14 protein-coding genes and 1 tRNA gene are annotated in these 15,864 nt (G+C 71.3%); 8 read left to right on the top strand and 7 right to left on the bottom strand.

From position 1 onward, the window contains the following. Positions 1-36: 36 nt before the first annotated feature. Positions 37-1,611 carry a sodium:solute symporter family protein gene (locus ACFWWU_RS25030; protein WP_384148029.1) on the bottom strand — a complete coding sequence of 525 codons (1,575 nt, stop codon included), beginning with the start codon at positions 1,609-1,611 and terminating at the stop codon, positions 37-39. 175 nt (positions 1,612-1,786) lie between these two features. Continuing rightward, positions 1,787-2,569 (bottom strand): SDR family oxidoreductase, encoded by a 783-nt coding sequence (locus tag ACFWWU_RS25025; RefSeq protein ID WP_384148028.1) that lies wholly within the window; start codon positions 2,567-2,569, stop codon positions 1,787-1,789. Positions 2,570-2,651: 82 nt separating this feature from the next. On the opposite strand from ACFWWU_RS25025, the gene ACFWWU_RS25020 reads away from it, so the two are divergent. Then, positions 2,652-3,506: a hypothetical protein gene (locus ACFWWU_RS25020; protein ID WP_384148027.1), complete on the top strand. Its 855-nt coding sequence runs from the start codon at positions 2,652-2,654 to the stop codon at positions 3,504-3,506. Positions 3,507-3,742: 236 nt separating this feature from the next. Here ACFWWU_RS25020 and ACFWWU_RS25015 read toward each other — a convergent pair whose 3' ends face one another. From ACFWWU_RS25015 to ACFWWU_RS25005, 3 genes are all read right to left on the bottom strand, one after another. Then, positions 3,743-3,955 (bottom strand): DUF397 domain-containing protein, encoded by a 213-nt coding sequence (locus ACFWWU_RS25015; RefSeq protein ID WP_384148026.1) that lies wholly within the window; start codon positions 3,953-3,955, stop codon positions 3,743-3,745. A 202-nt stretch (positions 3,956-4,157) separates the two neighbouring features. Then, positions 4,158-5,018, bottom strand: a complete 861-nt coding sequence (locus ACFWWU_RS25010; RefSeq protein WP_384148025.1) for a helix-turn-helix domain-containing protein — start codon at positions 5,016-5,018, stop codon at positions 4,158-4,160. A 189-nt stretch (positions 5,019-5,207) separates the two neighbouring features. Then, positions 5,208-5,909, bottom strand: coding sequence for a GPP34 family phosphoprotein (locus ACFWWU_RS25005; RefSeq protein WP_384148024.1), 702 nt, complete (start codon positions 5,907-5,909; stop codon positions 5,208-5,210). Between the two features lie 342 nt (positions 5,910-6,251). Here ACFWWU_RS25005 and ACFWWU_RS25000 point away from each other — a divergent pair, with 342 nt between their 5' ends. Both ACFWWU_RS25000 and ACFWWU_RS24995 read left to right on the top strand, forming a co-directional pair. Then, entirely contained in the window at positions 6,252-8,444 is a 2,193-nt protein-coding gene (locus ACFWWU_RS25000) for a serine hydrolase (RefSeq protein WP_384148023.1), read from the top strand. Between the two features lie 353 nt (positions 8,445-8,797). After that, positions 8,798-10,483: an MFS transporter gene (locus ACFWWU_RS24995; protein WP_384148022.1), complete on the top strand. Its 1,686-nt coding sequence runs from the start codon at positions 8,798-8,800 to the stop codon at positions 10,481-10,483. On the opposite strand, the gene ACFWWU_RS24990 is transcribed toward ACFWWU_RS24995, so the two are convergent. Both ACFWWU_RS24990 and ACFWWU_RS24985 read right to left on the bottom strand, forming a co-directional pair. Beyond that, on the bottom strand, positions 10,480-10,917 hold the full coding sequence (locus ACFWWU_RS24990) for a hypothetical protein (RefSeq protein ID WP_384148021.1): 438 nt from the start codon (positions 10,915-10,917) through the stop codon (positions 10,480-10,482). The genes ACFWWU_RS24995 and ACFWWU_RS24990 overlap by 4 nt on opposite strands. A gap of 100 nt (positions 10,918-11,017) precedes the next feature. Next, positions 11,018-11,090, bottom strand: a tRNA-Arg gene (locus tag ACFWWU_RS24985). A 263-nt stretch (positions 11,091-11,353) separates the two neighbouring features. Here ACFWWU_RS24985 and ACFWWU_RS24980 point away from each other — a divergent pair. From ACFWWU_RS24980 to ACFWWU_RS24960, 5 genes are read left to right on the top strand one after another with little or no spacing between them, the layout of a single operon-like run. Then, entirely contained in the window at positions 11,354-11,608 is a 255-nt protein-coding gene (locus tag ACFWWU_RS24980; RefSeq protein ID WP_384148020.1) for a hypothetical protein, read from the top strand. A gap of 52 nt (positions 11,609-11,660) precedes the next feature. After that, complete coding sequence (locus ACFWWU_RS24975) at positions 11,661-12,659, top strand: ABC transporter ATP-binding protein (protein ID WP_384148019.1); 999 nt, start codon at positions 11,661-11,663, stop codon at positions 12,657-12,659. Further along, positions 12,656-13,711: an ABC transporter permease gene (locus tag ACFWWU_RS24970; protein WP_384148018.1), complete on the top strand. Its 1,056-nt coding sequence runs from the start codon at positions 12,656-12,658 to the stop codon at positions 13,709-13,711. The genes ACFWWU_RS24975 and ACFWWU_RS24970 overlap by 4 nt, the downstream gene beginning before the upstream one ends. 14 nt (positions 13,712-13,725) lie before the next feature. Next, positions 13,726-15,132, top strand: a complete 1,407-nt coding sequence (locus tag ACFWWU_RS24965) for a YcaO-like family protein (protein WP_384148017.1) — start codon at positions 13,726-13,728, stop codon at positions 15,130-15,132. Between the two features lie 47 nt (positions 15,133-15,179). After that, positions 15,180-15,830 (top strand): TOMM precursor leader peptide-binding protein, encoded by a 651-nt coding sequence (locus tag ACFWWU_RS24960; RefSeq protein ID WP_384148016.1) that lies wholly within the window; start codon positions 15,180-15,182, stop codon positions 15,828-15,830. Positions 15,831-15,864: the final 34 nt, after the last annotated feature.

The following is a 15,864-nucleotide window of genomic DNA, read 5'->3' as shown; positions in this document are numbered from 1 at the left end:
CCCGCTACCCGAGGGGCTGACGGGCGGCGGGGCCCGCTAGCCGAGGGGCTGATCGGCGGCCCGCCCGGGCCCGCCCTGCGCGGGTACGGGCGCCGCATGGTCCCCGTCCCCGTCCCCGTCCTCGTCCCCGTCCGGGTCCGTGCCGATCCGGTGCAGGAGCGCGTCCCGCTCCGGGGTGTCCTCCGGCCGGACGAAGCCGATGAGGACGTACAGGACGAGGGAGGTGGCGAGCGGCGAGACGATCTGGATCTGGAGCTCGATGCCGTCGAGGCCGTAGTTGGTGAGCCAGAAGACGAAGAGCCCGGCCGCCCAGGAGACGAGGGCTGCGGTCGGCCCGGACTTCCGGAAGGTCTTCAGCAGGCCCAGCATGAACGGGATGGCGATCGGGCCCATCAGACCGGCCACCCACTTGATGACGACGGTGATGATGTCCTTGAAGGTGGGGGAGTTGACCTGGGTGGCGACCGCCATCGACAGGGCGAGGAACGCGATCGTCGACCAGCGCGCGGCGAGCAGCCCGGCCTGCTGCGTCCAGCTCCGCGCGGCCTTGCTGAGGACGGGGGCGATGTCCCGGGTGAACACGGCCGCGATGGCGTTGGCGTCGGAGGAGCACATGGCCATCGTGTGCGAGAAGAAGCCGACGATGACCAGGCCGAGCAGTCCGTGCGGGAGCAGCTGCTCGGTCATCAGGGCGTAGCTGTCGGAGGCGTCGGGCTTCTTCGGGTCGACGAGCAGCGGCGCGACCCACATGGGGAAGAAGAGGACGAGCGGCCAGACGAACCACAGGACGGCGGAGAGCCGGCCGGAGCGGGTGGCCTCGCGGGCGTTGGGGGTCGCCATGTAGCGCTGGGCCTGGTTCCACATGCCGCCGCTGTACTCGAAGGTCTTGATGAAGAGGTACGCGAGGAGGAAGGTCAGCGTGTACGGGCCGGCGGTGGGCGCCGTGTGTCCCTGGAGCTCGGGCCGGTCCCAGACGTCCCACAGCGCGCTGATCCCGCCGAGCTTGGCGAGGACGGCGACGAGCATGGCGATGCCGGCGAAGAACTGGATGACGAACTGGCCGAGTTCGGTGAGCGCGTCGGCCCACAGGCCGCCGACCGTGCAGTAGATGCCGGTGATGACACCGGTGATGAGGATGCCCTCGTTGAGGGAGATCCCGGTGAAGACGGAGAGCAGGGTGGCGATGGCGGCCCACTTGGCGCCGACGTCGACGATCTTCAGGAGCACGCCGGACCAGGCGAGCGCCTGCTGGGTGGGGAGGTTGTACCGGTTCTTCAGGTACTCCAGCGGGGAGGCCACGTGGAGCCGGGAGCGGAGCCGGTTGAGGCGGGGCGCGAAGAGGTGGGCGCCGATGGCTATGCCGATGGCGATGGGGAAGGACCAGGTGACGTACGAGGTGACGCCGTAGGTGTACGCGATGCCCGCGTACCCGGTGAACATCACGGCGCTGTAGCCGGACATGTGGTGCGAGATGCCGGAGAGCCACCAGGGCATCTTCCCGCCGGCGGTGAAGTAGTCGGAGACGTTGTCCACGCGCTTGTGGGACCAGACGCCGATCGCGACCATCACGCCGAAGTAGCCGATGAGCACGGTCCAGTCGAGACTGTTCATTGAGCCCCCTCCAAGGGGTCCGGTCCGCCTTGTGAACGCCGTTCATCGTGTGGGGAGTCACGCGGCGGGGACAATGCAATGGAGGGTCAAGGGACAGTAAAATCGTTCTGTTTACTGACCCCTGTTCACATCTATGAATTTATGGCGGAGGTGCCGGAGAGGGCTCCGGCCGGTGTCAGCGCATCAACTCCCCGGCGTTGACCAGCAGTGACTGGCCGGTGATGGCCCGCGCCCGGTCCGAGGCGAGGAAGGTCGCGGCCTCCGCCACGTCCCCGTCCGTCGCCAGCTCCGGCAGCGCCATCCGCTCGGTGAGCCGGGCCAGGACCTCCGCCTCCGGCACCCCCTCGGAGTCCGCGGCGAACCGCACGTACGCCTGGACCGGGGGCCCCCACATCCAGCCCGGCAGCACGGTGTTGACCCGGATCCGGTGCGGCCCCAGCTCGTGCGCGAGGGAGTACATCGCCGAGGTCAGCGCCCCCTTCGAGGCCGCGTACGCCGCCTGCCGCACCTGTGTGGGGGCGGCGATCGCCGACTGCGTACCGATCAGCACCACCGAGCCCCCGCGCTCCTTGAGGGCCGGCAGGCAGGCCCGGGTCATCCGCAGCGTGCCCAGCAGGTTGACGTCCAGGACGGCCTGCCACGTCGCGAAGTCGGCGTCCTCCAGGCCCCCGAAGCAGGAGTCCCAGGCGGCGACGTGGACGACCGCGTCGACCCCGCCGAAGCGCTCGACGGCGAGGCCGACGAGGGCCGCGCACTGTTCCTCGTCGGTGATGTCCGTGACCCGGTACGCGGTACGGCGCCCCTCCGGGTCGATCTCGGCGGCGGACTTGGCGAGGTTCGCCGCGGTACGGGCACCGAGCACAGCGTTGCCACCGTCCCGCACCACCGTCTCGGCGACCCGATGGCCGAGCCCGGCCCCGACCCCCGACACGACGACCGTCTTCCCCTGAAGCAGCATCCGGCCCCTCCTCGACCCTGGCCAAGTATCTGACGGTCCGTCAGAGTAGGTCTCCGTCGCCGACTTGGGAAGGGATACGCGAGTGAGCGAGACGAGCGAGACGAGCGATTCGAGCGAGACGTATGCGGAGCTGGCCGCCGTCGGCCCGTACGGCGTGCGCCCGGGCCACGCCCTGATCACCATGGTCGAACCGCACCCGGGCCACGAGTACGCGTACAACCGCTGGTACGAGGACGATCACTACTACGCAGGCGCCATGGCGATGCCCTGGATGTACGCGGGCCGCCGCTGGGTCGCCACGCGGGAGCTCCAGGAGCTGCGCCGGCCGGAGAAGTCCGCCGTCGCGCAGCCCGTCACCGCGGGCTGCTACCTCTCCACGTACTGGATCACCGACGGCCGCTACGACGAGCACATGAAGTGGACCGTCGCCATCAACAAGCGGCTCAACCGCGACGCCCGCGTCCACCAGGACCGCACGCACGTCTTCACGGCCTTCCAGGACCACGAGGCGACCGTGTACCGCGACGGGGCCGGCGGTCCGCGCGACTTCCACGCCCTCGACCACCCCTACGCGGGCCTGATACTCCAGGTCGTCGACACCGAGGGCCCCGAGGCGCGGGCGGCACTCCTCGAACGGCTGCGCTCGCGGGAGCTGCCCCGGCGGCTGGCCGGCTCGCCGGCGGCGATGGTCACGGTCTTCCGTCCGACCCCGCTGCCCGGCGACCGGATGACGTACGTGAAGCAGGTGGAGGGTGTCGACACCCGGCTGACCCTGCTCTGGTTCCTGGAGCGGGACCCGCGCTCATGCTGGACGGAACACTTCGCGGACCTGGAGACCCTCGGGGGCGCCGGGGGAGACGGGTGTCGGGTGGAGCTCGTGGCGCCGTTCATCCCGACGGTGCCGGGGACCGACCGGTACGTGGACGAACTGCGCTGACGGAGCCGTCCCGTACCCCCGCCAAGGGAAAGGCTTTCCCTGACAGCCTCGAGAGCCGACCTCATGGTGGGCTGCTCTGGCCCGGCGGAACCTGCCGTTGTGCGAGCGGGTGCTGGGTCCGGCGGCCGGCGGCCGGCCGGCCGGGGGTCCGGGACCCCGGACAGCAACCAGCCCCCTCGGCCGGGACGGCGATCCAGTCGAGAGGGCATTCCGGGGGGTGTGGTGTGACGCGGGCGTCAGACGCCGGGGCGGTCGCGCTCGCTGACGTCGAGGACGAACTCCGACCAGGTCTCGGCGGAGAAGCCGAGGCTTGAGCGGGCGATGTCCTTCGAGTCCCGAACGCGGACCAGGAGGTGCCCGTGCGACGCCTTGACCTCTACGCAGTCGCCATTGACGGCCGAGTACGAGGACTTGGTCCATTCCGTCAGCGCGTCGTGCCGAAACAGCATCGTGACTCCGATGGTTGTGCCAGTGGGGTGGGTGATGTGCGATAGAGCCGCTGCGGCAGCGGCTCTGCCTTCGACGCTACGCTGCAACATCACCGGCGGTGAGACGCGTTCACCCATCCGGATGGCATATTCCATTGAAATCTTTCCGCCGGGGCGCCGGCGGTGTATCGTGCCCGGCTCCGCGGATCCCGCCGGACAGGCCCTAGTCCGACTCCAGCTCCTTGGCCACGCCGAGGATGAACTCCCGGGACTGCTCGGCGCTCAGCGCCTTCGCCCTGAGGTGCTCGTACATCACCGCGTAGCTCTGGACGTCGTTGGCCTTCTCCAGATAGAGGTCGCTGGTGACGCCCTCCAGGTAGACGACGCTGGCGTCCGTCGCCTCCTGGAACTCCAGGATGGCGAACTTCCCGTACATCCCGGGGTGGGCGCCGACGCCGTACGGCAGCACCTGGAGCGTGACATGCGGCTTCTCGCTCAACTGGGCGAGATGCCGCAGCTGATCCGCCATGGTCTGGGGGTTGCCGACGACACGGCGCAGCAGGGCCTCGTCGATGACGGCCCAGAACCGCAGCGGGCTGACCGGATCGGACAGGCGGTCCTGGCGCTTCAACCGGATCTGGATGCGCCTGTCGATCTCGCTGGGGGTGGCCTCCGGCCACATCCCCTCGATCACCGCCTGCGCGTACTCACGGGTCTGCAGGAGACCGGGAACGATGAGCGACTCGTACACGCGCAGCGACGCCGCGTCCGTCTCCAGGCCGATGTAGACGCTGTACGGGATGTCGCCGAAGGCGTGCCACCAGCCCTGCTGGCGCGAGTCCTTCGCCATTTGCATGAGCGAGTCGACCATGCGCTCGTCCTCGACCTCGTACACCCCACAGAGGTCGCGCACATCGCGCTGGCTGATGGAGCGACGGCCGTTCTCGAGGCGGCTGATCTTGGACTGGGAGACGAGGAGGCGCTCGGCGACCTGCTCGGCCGTCATGTTCTTCGCTTCCCGGAGCTTGCGCAGCTCCTGGCCCAATCGGCGCCGCCTGACAGTGGGGTTGACGTTGGACGCCACGGAAACTGCACCTCCGGCTGCTGCTTGCCTGCGTAGCTGTGAGTATCTACTGCTTGGCAGACTGCCACCAATGGCCGGGTACGCGCTGGGAAACCGGCACAACGTACGTGTGCGGGGCGGTCGTCACGACCGCCCCGCACACCTGTGCGGCTCCCGGATTGGTTCCTTCTCGGTTCCTCGCGCGTCGGCTCAGTGAGCCGCCGCGCGGGCCATGCTGCCGCGTGGCTGCGCCGGTACGCCCGCGGCGGGCGCACGGCGCGGCTGTGCCGCCGCACCGTTCTGGACGTCCATCACGGCGTGTGCCACGAGACCGCCCATCGGGTCGTGCCGGATCAGATCGCGCAGTCGGGACCGCGACGACCGTCCTTCGTTGCCGGGGTACAGGTGCTTCCCGAGACCGACCGCGTGGGCCAGTGCGGCAAGCGCCGCGGTCCGCGGGTCCGGCGGTACGCCGGTGCGGATCGCATTGTCCAGCCGGGAGCGGATCTCCCTGCTGATCGCCGTCTCCGTCGCCTGGTAGCGAGTCGTCGGCAACACCCCGCACATCTGGCCCTCCACGGCATGCACCATGCCGCATCGCTCCAGATGCGAGAGATACGTCTGACGGAGCCCCAGTCGGGGTCCGCCGATCCAATGGACGGCCCGAACCGGACTGCCACGCCTGCGCAGCAGTTCCAGTGCGGAGTCCAAGGTCGGATCTCCGGTCGGCCGTGGCATCACCACGGCGATACGATCCCCGTCTGGGGCTATCCGTCCTGCCAGAGCCAGCTCCACTAGCTGTGCTCCGGCCAGGCCGAGGTCGAGCGACTGCGGCTGCGCTGTGGTACCCGTGGTCGGGTCCAGAGCGAGCAGCAAAAGCTCCTCCGGAATACTTCTGCGGCTCCTGCCCATCCATGCCTCCCCGCGTGGATGAATGACAGGGTGACCCCTCTCACATTCATCTGTCGAGAGTGCCTGGGTGGTTCATCCGGGAACCAGTAGGTATGTCGTTCTCGTCTAGCACGGGAGCCAAGGGGTCCACACGGGACACTGGTAGACGGTTCGGACGTTTGCATGACGCATGGAGGAGGCACGGTGGCGGGCGAGTCCCCCGACAAGGCGGAGCAGCAGGGGTCGTCGGAACAGACGGCGGCCTCGGGCGGCGGCGGCCGGGATCCTCGGCTTTCCGCACTCCGTGAGTCAGAGTCGTCCGCGGCCTCGCCGTCGCAGTCGCCGTCGCAGTCGGCGGTTCAGGTGGATCAGCCGACGGCCGTGTTCAAGACGCTGGCTCCCCGGACGTCGGAGGACGACGCGCCGAAGCCGGCCGCGTCCCCGGGTGAGCCCGAGAGCGAGCGCCTGAAGGCGGCTGTGGCGGCGTGGGTCGCCTCGGCGGACGACGACGACTCCGAGCGCGAGTCCGAGCCCGAGAGCGCCGCTGAGCCCGAGGACGCCGTCGAGGCCGAGCCGGAGTCGGAGTTGGAGCGCGAGCCGGAGTCGGAGGGCGTCGAGTCCGACGCGCCGGCCGGCGAGGAGTCCACCGGCGAGGAGTCCACCGGCGAGGCGGACGAGGAGCCTGCGGACGTGTCCGCCGACGCGTCCGCCGAGGCAGCCGCCGACGCGTCCGTCGAGGACGGGACGCCCGACGAGTCCTGGTTCGCGGCGCGGAAGCCCAGCGAGGGCGAGAAGCCCGCGGCCGACGACGAGCCCGCCGATGTCGAGGCGACCTCCGGCGAGGCGATCTCCGTCGAGGCGATCTCCGTCGAGGCGACCTCCGGCGAGGCGACTTCCGGCGAGCCGTCGGTCGACGACGAGCCGGTCGATCAGCCGACCGCCATGTTCAAGATCGTCCGCCCGCCCGTGGCGCCCGCCGTGGACCAGCCGACGACCGCGCTGAAGCTCCCGCCCGGCCTGCGCGAGGACTTCGACAGCGAGCGCACGAGCACCTTCGTGCCGCTGCGCGCGGACATCCCCGCCGAGCGGAAGGCCGAGGCGGCCCAGGCGGCCCCGAACGCCCCCCAGGCGCAGGAGGCCCCCAAGGCGCCCGCGCCCGCCCCCAGGGCGGCGACCGGGGCTCCCAAGGCCCCCGTGGCCGCGGAGGCCGCCCCCGTACCGCCGGCGTCTCTCGTCGAGGCGGAGCGGACCCGGCAGCAGCCGCTTCCGCCGCTGCCTCCGCTGGACCTGCTCGCGGAGCTGACGAACACCCCGCCGCCGAAGCCGAACGCCCTGCGGACGACCGTGCGCCGGGTGCGGATCTGGACGCCGCTGGTCGTGCTCCTGCTGATCGTCTTTGCGATCGTGCAGATGGTCCGGCCGCTGCCCGCGCCCGCCCTGACGCTCTCCGCCTCGCCGACCTTCACCTTCGAGGGCGGCGCGCTGAAGATGCCGTGGCCGACCGAGGGCCAGGGCGCCGTCGAGGTCGAGGGTGTCGGCTCCATGGGCCTGTACGGCCCGCAGAAGCCGGCCCCGATCGCGAGCGTCACGAAGACGATGACGGCGTACGTGATCCTCCGCGACCACCCGCTCAAGGGGAGCCAGAAGGGCCCCGAGATCGAGATCGACAAGAAGGCCGCCGAGCAGGGCAAGGCCGAGCACGAGTCGACGGCGGCGGTCCAGGAGGGCCAGACCTACACGCAGAAGGAGCTCCTGGAGCTCCTCATGATCCCGTCCGCGAACAACGTGGCCCGGCTGCTCGCCCGCTGGGACGCCGGTTCGGAGGCCGCGTTCGTCGAGAAGATGAACGCCGCCGCGAAGGAGCTGGGCATGACCCAGTCCACGTACACCGACCCGTCCGGTCTGCTCGACAGCACCGTGTCGACCCCGCGGGACCAGCTGAAGCTGGCGAAGGCGGTCATGCAGTACGACGTGTTCCGCGAGATCGTGAACATGCCGAACGTGACGGTCGACGGCATCCCCGGCCGGATCGAGAACAACAACAACATCCTGCTCGAGCCGGGTGTGAGCGGCATCAAGACCGGCTCCTCCACCCCGGCCGGCGGCAATCTGCTCTGGTCGGCGAACACCGTCGTGGACGGCGAGACCCGTCGCATCCTGGGCATCGTGATGGGGGCGAAGGACGCGGACCAGCTCGGAGAGAAGCTCCAGCTCGCCATCGACAACAGCCTCAAGCTGATCCAGCAGGCCCAGAAGGACGTCACCTCCGCCGCCGTCGTCCGCAAGGGCCAGGTGCTCGGATACATCGACGACGGCCTCGGCGGCCGGACGCCGGTCGTGGCGACCAAGGAGCTCAAGGCGATCGGCTGGCCGGGCCTCCAGGTGAAGCTGGAGCTCACGAACGGCGGCAAGGCCGTGCCGCACGCCGGCAAGGCGGGCGACATCGTCGGCCAGGTGTCCATCGGTACGGGCGTGGGCAAGGTCAGCGCGCCGGTCGCCCTCCGGTCGGACCTGGTGGAGCCGGGCTTCGACAAGAAGCTCACGCGCCTGGGCTGAGCCGCCACCCGCTCGGCCGGGCGCCCCGGACCTCCGGGGCGCCCGGCTGTTAGCGTTTCCGGGGGACGAGAAGCGAGACGGTACGGGCAGCACGGGAAAGGGCGGCAGTGACCACCGCTGAGCCGACACGCGCGGACCGCGCCGACCACGCCGACGGCGAGGATCACACGGATGAAGCCGACCGAGGATCGACCCGAGAAGCCGACCGCACCGATTCCGCCCGCGAATCGCCGTCGTCTTCTCTTTCGCGAATAGTGCTCCCGTCCCAGCGGCCCGCCCCGGGTTCCCCGGCGGCACCCGCGCCCGCACCCCCGCCCGCGCCGCCCCGCCGGCGGAAGCGCCGCTACACGGTCATGGCGGCCACCGGGGTCGCTGCCGTCACCCACATCCTGTGGTTCTTCTTCTTCGCGAACAGCGGCGGGGACCTGGCCGCGCAGGACGCGTGGGCCGAGTTCGTCGGACGGCACCCGGACTCCGCGTACAACCTCGCCTGGTACGGCGGGATGCACCCGGTCTCGTACAGCGTCGTCTCGCCGTACCTGATGTCGCTGCTCGGCGTCCGCAGCACGATGATGGTCGCCGGGACGCTGTCGGCCGCGCTGACCGCGCTGATCCTGGTGCGGGTGCCCGCGGTCCGCAATCCGATGGCCTGCGCGCTCGCGGGCGTCTTCGCCTTCCTCTGCAACGCGATGTCGGGGCGGGTCACCTTCGGCCTCGGCATGATGTTCGCGCTCGGCGCGGTCGCCGCCGTGTTCTGCTGGCCGCACCGCTGGCGCCGCAAGCGCTGGGCCAAGGCCGTGGTCGCCGCCCCGCTCGCCGGTCTCGCGACCGCGTGCAGCCCGGTCGCCGGGCTGTTCCTCGGGGTCGCGGCGGCGGCGCGCTTCCTCAACAAGCGGCGCCCGGGCGCGTACGCCCTCGGTCTCGCCCCGGTCGTGGTGGTCGCGCTCTCCTCCTGGCTCTTCCCCTTCTCCGGTACGCAGCCGATGGCGTTCGGCTCGGCGGCACTCCCCCTCCTCTTCGGCGTCCTGGTCTTCGCCCTGGTCCCGGCGGACTGGCGCACGGTCCGCACGGCCGCGGCCGTCTACACGGTCGGCACGCTCCTGACCTGGCTGATCGACTCGCAGATCGGCTCGAACATCTCGCGGCTGCCGATGCTCTTCGCGGGCGTCGCGCTGCTCGCGGCCCTGCCGTACACGGCGCCGCGCTCGCGCCGCTGGTACGCGCTCGTGCTCGCCTTCGTCGGGCTGAACTTCTGGATCGGTTTCAAGGGCGTCGACGACGTCATCCGCACCGCCCCGGACGCCTCCTGGGCGCGTGAGCTCGCCCCGCTGGTCAACCAGCTCCAGGTACGGGACGCGGGCAAGGCGCGGGTCGAGGTCGTGCCGGCCTCCAGCCACCGCGAGTCCTCCGCGCTCAGCCCGTACATCAACCTGGCGAGGGGCTGGAACCGGCAGGCAGACATGGAGCGCAACCCGCTCTTCTACGACGACACCCTGAACGCCGTGAACTACGAGGACTGGCTGCACCGCTGGGCCGTCCACTACGTGGTCCTGCCCACCGGCGCCCCCGACTCGGGCGCGGAGCAGGAGGCGGAACTGGTCGGCGAGGGCCTGCCGTACCTGAAGCAGGTCTGGGCGGACGAGAACTGGCGGCTGTACGCGGTCGAGAACCCGACGCCGCTCGCGTCCCCGCCCGCGCACGTGCTGAGCGCGGAGGAGAACGAGGTCGTGATCCGGGTGGGCAGCCCGGGCCGGGTCCAGATCCGCGTCCCGTACTCGCCGTGGCTCGCGCTCATCGACGAGAACGGCGGCAAGATCGAGGCGCCGCAGGAGACCGAGGCCTCGCAGCTGGCCCGCGAGGAGTCGGAGACGGAGATCCCGAAGGTCTTCGCCAACGAGGAGGGCTGTCTGTTCAGGGCGGAGGCGGACGCGGAGGGCGACGAGTGGACCGAACTGGTCGCCCCGAAGGCGGGCGTCTACCGCCTGGGTGCCCCGTACGAACTGTCCCGTGGCACGCCCTGCCCGGAGGAACTCCGCTAGGGACCACTGAGCGAGGCGAGCATCCGACGCATCCCGAAGGCGTGCGCGCCGCTGCCGATGACGAGGAGCCGGTAGAGCCGCCCGGTCACCCCGGGAAAGGCGGCCCGGCTCTCGGCCCGCAGCCGCGACCGGCCGTCCGTGAGCTCCTCGATCCGGAAGACCAGCGAGTACGTGGAGAACCGGTGCCGCCCCTCAAGGGCCAGCTCCCGCCCCGGCACGACCCGCACGACCCGGAACCCGGGAAACGCGGCCCCCTCGACCACCGGCCGAGGCCCACCCGCCACCCGCGGCTCGGCCCGCACGATCCGCGCGTACGAGGCGAGGCCCCGCTGTGACAGGGACCGCTCCACCCCGCCCCGCACCCGCCGCCACGCCTCCGCGGCCCCGGCCTCGACGATGACGGCGTGCTCGTCGACGTACGGCAGCGTGCTCATGAGCTCTCGTCCCCCCGAGGCGCGAACAAAGCGACGAAGCAACGACCGGAGGCCCCGCCGTCCACCAGGACGACAGGGCCTCCAGCCTGCTACTTCACTGTGCCCCCGGCAGGATTCGAACCTGCGACACCCGCTTTAGGAGAGCGGTGCTCTATCCCCTGAGCTACGAAGGCGCACTGACCGCTGACAGCCTAGCGGATAGGGGTCACGGAGGTCGCCCCTGTTGTCGCTGGGCGCCGGGGTGAGCGGGAAGCGCGGGTCGGCGGGCGGGCAGCCTCCGGTGTTCGGGGTGGGGGCCTCTTCGGTCGTCAGCTTGCTGCAAGGGCTTCTGCAACAAGCTGACACCGGATCCCGTGGAGTGGCCCCTGCCCCGCTGGCATTGTCTTTCTCAGCGGAAACGCAGAGGGAACACGGAAACGGAACCCAGGGGGAAACAGTGCGGATTCGAATCACTTCAGCGGCTGCGTGTCTGGCGCTGACGATCGCCGGATTCACTGTGGCGGCGGGCAGCGCGGCTGCCGCCGAGCAGGGTGAGGGGCAGAGCGTCGGCCAGGGGGCCGGCCTGCACGGCGGGCCGCAGTGGCCCGGGTCGGTGCCGCCGGAGGTCAGCGACCTGATCTGCGAGATCCAGGCCAACCTGCCGCACCCGGTTCCGATCCCGCACTGCAAGCCGGTCAACGGCTGGCAGTAGTTCCCGCCCCTTTCCACGACTGCTGATCCAGAGGGCGAGAGCAGAGATGGTCATGACAAGTCAGCTCCCGAGTGTCACGGAATTCCAGGGAAGTTCGGAAAGCGTTCTCGAAGTCGTCGACCTACGGGTGAGATACGCCGACATCGAGGCGGTGGCGGGGATTTCCTTCTCCGTCGCTCCGGGTGAGATCTTCGGTCTCCTCGGCCGTAACGGAGCCGGCAAGACCAGCACCATCTCGGCCATCGCGGGCCTGCGCAGGCCCGATGCGGGCCAGGTCCGCATCCTCGGTGAGGACGCGCTCGCACGGACCGACCTCCTGCGCGCCTCCCTCGCCCTCCAGCCCCAGCAGGCCAGCCTCTTCCCGAGGCTGAAGGTGCGGGAGACCCTGGAGACCTGGGCGGCGCTGTACCCGGCGCCCCGGGACGTGGACGCCCTGCTCGACGAGATCGGCCTGGCCGAGAAGGCCGGGGCACGCTCCGCCCGGCTCTCCGGCGGTCAGCAGCAGAGGCTGCTGCTCGCCACGGCGCTGGTCGGCGACACCCCCGTCGTCGTCCTCGACGAACCCACCACCGGCCTCGACCCGCACGCCCGGCACGCCGTCTGGGACCTGATCCGCAGGGCCCAGGCCGGCGGCACCACCTTCCTGCTCACGACCCACGCCATGGCCGAGGCCGAGGAGATGTGCGACCGGCTCGCCGTCATGCACGAAGGACGGATGGTCGCGGCCGGCTCCCCGGCGGAGCTGATCGCCCGGCACGCGCCGGGCGGCGTCGTCTCCGTACGGACCGGACACGCCGATCTCGCCGACCGGGTGCGCGCACGTCACGGAGACGCCGTGACGGCCGTCGAGTCGGCCGGCCGCTCGGGCCGTACGCGGTTCGAGGTGACGGCGGACGATCCGCACGCCACCGCCGCGTGGATCACCGGGCTCGACCCCGCGGCCGACGTCCGGCCGCGCCCCGCGACCTTGGAGGACGTGTTCCTCCGCCTCACCGGAACCTCGCTGGAACCGGCATCGGAACCGGCATCGGAACAGGAGGAGAAGCGATGACCCACATCGGTCTCGGCGCACCACCCGTGTCGACGACGCGCCAGTGGAAGGCGCTCTCCCGGGCCATGACCCGACAGCTCCTGCGCGATCCCGCGGCGCTCTTCTTCACCGTGGTCTTCCCGCTGCTGATGGCGGTGTTCTTCGTCGTCCTCATGCAACTCACCTGGGTACGGGGCCCCTTCGACCTCGCCGTCGTCGGCCCCGCCACTCAGGCGACCGCCCTCCAGGAGGCGCTCGGCGGCGGCAGCACCGCCGTCGCCGTCGCCGAAGCCGGCCCACAGCCGGGCAAGGCGGCGGTGATCGTCCCCGACGCGGCCTCCCGCACCCTGCGGATGGCCGTCGACCCGGACCAGCCCTCGGTGGTCGCCGCCGTGCGCGCCGTGCTGGACGGCACCGGCTGGGAGGGATGGGAGGTCGCGGCCGTCGGCAGCGACGGATCCGCGCTCTTCGACCCCATGGCCTTCGTGATCCCCGGCGTACTCGCCTTCGCGCTGCTCTCGCTCGCCCTGACCGGTACCGCCTCCGCCCTCGTCTCGATGCGGGCCAGCGGCACCCTGCGGCTGCTGTCGACGACACCGGCCCGGCGGTCCGCCGTCCTGCTCTCGCTCCTCCCGGGCCGAGCCCTGCTGGCACTTGCCGTGCTGGCCCTGATGGGAACGGGCGCCGTCGTCGGCGGACTCCTGGAGCCGGCCTCGATGCTGCGGCTGCTGCTGACCACGGCCATCGGCCTGGTCATGCTGCTCGCCCTGGGCTACCTGCTCGGCGGACTGCTCTCCTCACCCGAGGTGACCAACGCGATCTCCGGGCTGCTCACCCCGGTGCTGCTGATGAGCACCGGACTGCTGTTCCCCCTCGAACTCCTCCCCGACTCGGTGGCCGGGCCGCTCTCCTGGACCCCGCTGGCGATGTTCGGAGACGCCCTGCGCCACGACGTGGTCGGCGGGATCACCCGCCACGCCCTGTGGCTCGACTGGACAGTGATGGCGGCGACGGCCGCGGGGCTCACGGCCCTCGCGGCACGGACGTTCCGCTGGGACACGGAGCGTGGATGATGACGCCTTACACGATGACCGAGACCAAGGCCGGGGCCGCGGCCGCCGCGAGCGGTGACAGCGCCGGGCCGGAGCACCCCGCCCTACCCGACTCGCTCCTCCGCATCGGTCAACTGGCCTCCTCCTACGGCCTGGTGAACCGGGTGACCCGGCTCCCCGTCGCCGAGGGCGAACCCGACTTCCCGATCTTCACGGCCTCGCTCGGCAACCCCGGCGAAGTGCTCAGCGAGCAGACCGGCTGGGAGCACAACCCCAGCTCCGGGAACTTCGACGGAGCAGGCGGTGACCTCGACCCGGAGCGTGCCGCGCACCTCGCGGTCGCCGAATCGCTGGAACGGTACTCCTCCTGCGCCCGGGACCCCGATCAGATCGTCTGGGCGACCGCCGCCGAACTCGGCGAGGACGCCATCCCCAGCGACCGCTGGCCCCGGTGCTCGCCGGCCGAACTGGCCGACCCCCGGAGCGGTCTCGTCCCCACCGACCCCGACGGTCCGATGCGCTGGGTCCGCGGCTGGTCCTTCACCCGCAACCGCCCGGTGTACGTGCCGGCCATGCAGGTCTGGCTGAAGAACCCGGTGGAGTCCCACGCGGAGCGCTACGTCCACCCGGTCTCGACCGGCTGCGCCGCGCACTCCGATCCGGCCGCCGCCGTCGTCAACGGCATCCTGGAGATCGTCGAACGCGACGCCATCGCCCTGACCTGGCTCCAGCGGCTGCGGCTTCCCCGGCTGGAGTTCGACCCGGCCGAACTGGCCCCGGAGTTCCGGGCCTTCGTGGAGCGGGGCAGCAGCGAACGGCTGCGGACCCAGCTCTACGACGCGACCACCGACCTCGGCATCCCGGTGATCTACGGGGTGCAGCTCGCCGACGACGACCGGGTCATCGCCCAGCTCGTCGCGGCGACCGCGGAACTGGACCCCGGCAAGGGGATCGCCAAGCTCTACCGCGAGGCGTCCTCCCTCCGGATCGCGCTCCGCCACATGGCGCGGGCCGCCGAGAAGGACGCCGCGACGCCCACGGCGGAGGAGGACATCGTCAGCGTCGTCGACGGCGCCCTGCTGTCCGGCCCGCTGTCCCAGCGGCACCGCTTCGACTTCCTGCTGGAAGGCGAACGCCCGGTGCACGGGCTGCGCGACCTTCCCCGGGCCCCGTCCGAGGAGCCGCTGCCGGCCCTGGCCTGGCTGCTGGACCGCCTGCACACCGCGGGCTGTGAGGTCGTCGCCGTCGACCTCACCACCGACGAGGCCGAGCAGGTCGGAGCCACCGTCGTACGGATGCTCGTTCCCCAGCTCATGCCGCTGTCCTTCGTGCACCGGGCCCGGTACCTGGCGCACCCCCGGCTCTACGCGGCACCCGCCGCCATGGGCCACCCGGTACGGGGCGAGACCGACATCAATCCGCACCCCCAGCCCTTCGCCTGATACCCGACCGTTCCACCCGCCGTGAACGTCCGACGAGGAGTCCGAAGATGACCGATCCGCGCCTGCTGATCCTCGCCGCGGGAGCGTTCGGCGCGGCCGTCGCCGAAGGGCTGGCCGCACGCCACGCCGGGTCGACCGTGCTCGACGTGAACCAGGGCACCCACCCCAGCCTGTGGCCCGACAGCGATCTGATCGTGCTGGCCACGGGACAGGGCCGGGAGGTGCTGGCCGACATGGTGGACGCCAGCGCCCACGCCTGGAACCGGCCCTGGTTCCCCGTCCAGGCGGGCCCCCTCGACCTGCGGTGCGGACCGGTGGTCGTACCCGGCCGCACCGCATGCCACCGCTGCTACACCCGCCGCCGCGCACAGCACACCGCCCCGACGGCGGACCAGAGCCGGGGCGACGGGACCACCGCGCCCCCGGTCTCCGGACACGCCCCGCACCACGTCGCCATCGCCGTGGGCCTCGCGGACCAGGCGGTGCACGAGGCCCTGGCCGAACCCGGTGAGCCGGGCGCGGCGGAGGGCATCGGCGCCACCGTACGGATCTTCGGGGTCGTGGAGGGCGCCACGTCCAGCTCGGCGGTCGTGGCAGTCGACCGGTGCACCCGCTGCCGGCCGGCCCGCACGCCCGAGAGCCGCCTGGAGCGGTTCGAGGCGATCGCGGCGGAGCTCGCGGCCCTCCCGGGCCGGTGACCCCGGCCCCGCGCACGAACCCGTACCGCACCCC

The organism is Streptomyces sp. NPDC058650 (assembly GCF_042717315.1).
Lineage (GTDB): Bacteria > Actinomycetota > Actinomycetes > Streptomycetales > Streptomycetaceae > Streptomyces.
Note: the sequence above shows the minus strand (reverse complement) of the source record. Positions and strands in the feature narration are given on the sequence as shown.

Bases quoted from the DNA above. Each gene is read 5' to 3' on its own strand.
- ACFWWU_RS25025 (WP_384148028.1), bottom strand. From the start codon at position 2,569: ATGCTGCTTCAGGGGAAGACGGTCGTCGTGTCGGGGGTCGGGGCCGGG.
- ACFWWU_RS24990 (WP_384148021.1), bottom strand. From the start codon at position 10,917: ATGAGCACGCTGCCGTACGTCGACGAGCACGCCGTCATCGTCGAGGCC.
- ACFWWU_RS25030 (WP_384148029.1), bottom strand. From the start codon at position 1,611: ATGAACAGTCTCGACTGGACCGTGCTCATCGGCTACTTCGGCGTGATG.
- ACFWWU_RS25005 (WP_384148024.1), bottom strand. From the start codon at position 5,909: ATGGGCAGGAGCCGCAGAAGTATTCCGGAGGAGCTTTTGCTGCTCGCT.
- ACFWWU_RS24960 (WP_384148016.1), top strand. From the start codon at position 15,180: ATGACCGATCCGCGCCTGCTGATCCTCGCCGCGGGAGCGTTCGGCGCG.
- ACFWWU_RS24975 (WP_384148019.1), top strand. From the start codon at position 11,661: ATGACAAGTCAGCTCCCGAGTGTCACGGAATTCCAGGGAAGTTCGGAA.
- ACFWWU_RS24970 (WP_384148018.1), top strand. From the start codon at position 12,656: ATGACCCACATCGGTCTCGGCGCACCACCCGTGTCGACGACGCGCCAG.
- ACFWWU_RS24965 (WP_384148017.1), top strand. From the start codon at position 13,726: ATGACCGAGACCAAGGCCGGGGCCGCGGCCGCCGCGAGCGGTGACAGC.
- ACFWWU_RS24995 (WP_384148022.1), top strand. From the start codon at position 8,798: ATGGCGGCCACCGGGGTCGCTGCCGTCACCCACATCCTGTGGTTCTTC.
- ACFWWU_RS25015 (WP_384148026.1), bottom strand. From the start codon at position 3,955: ATGCTGTTTCGGCACGACGCGCTGACGGAATGGACCAAGTCCTCGTAC.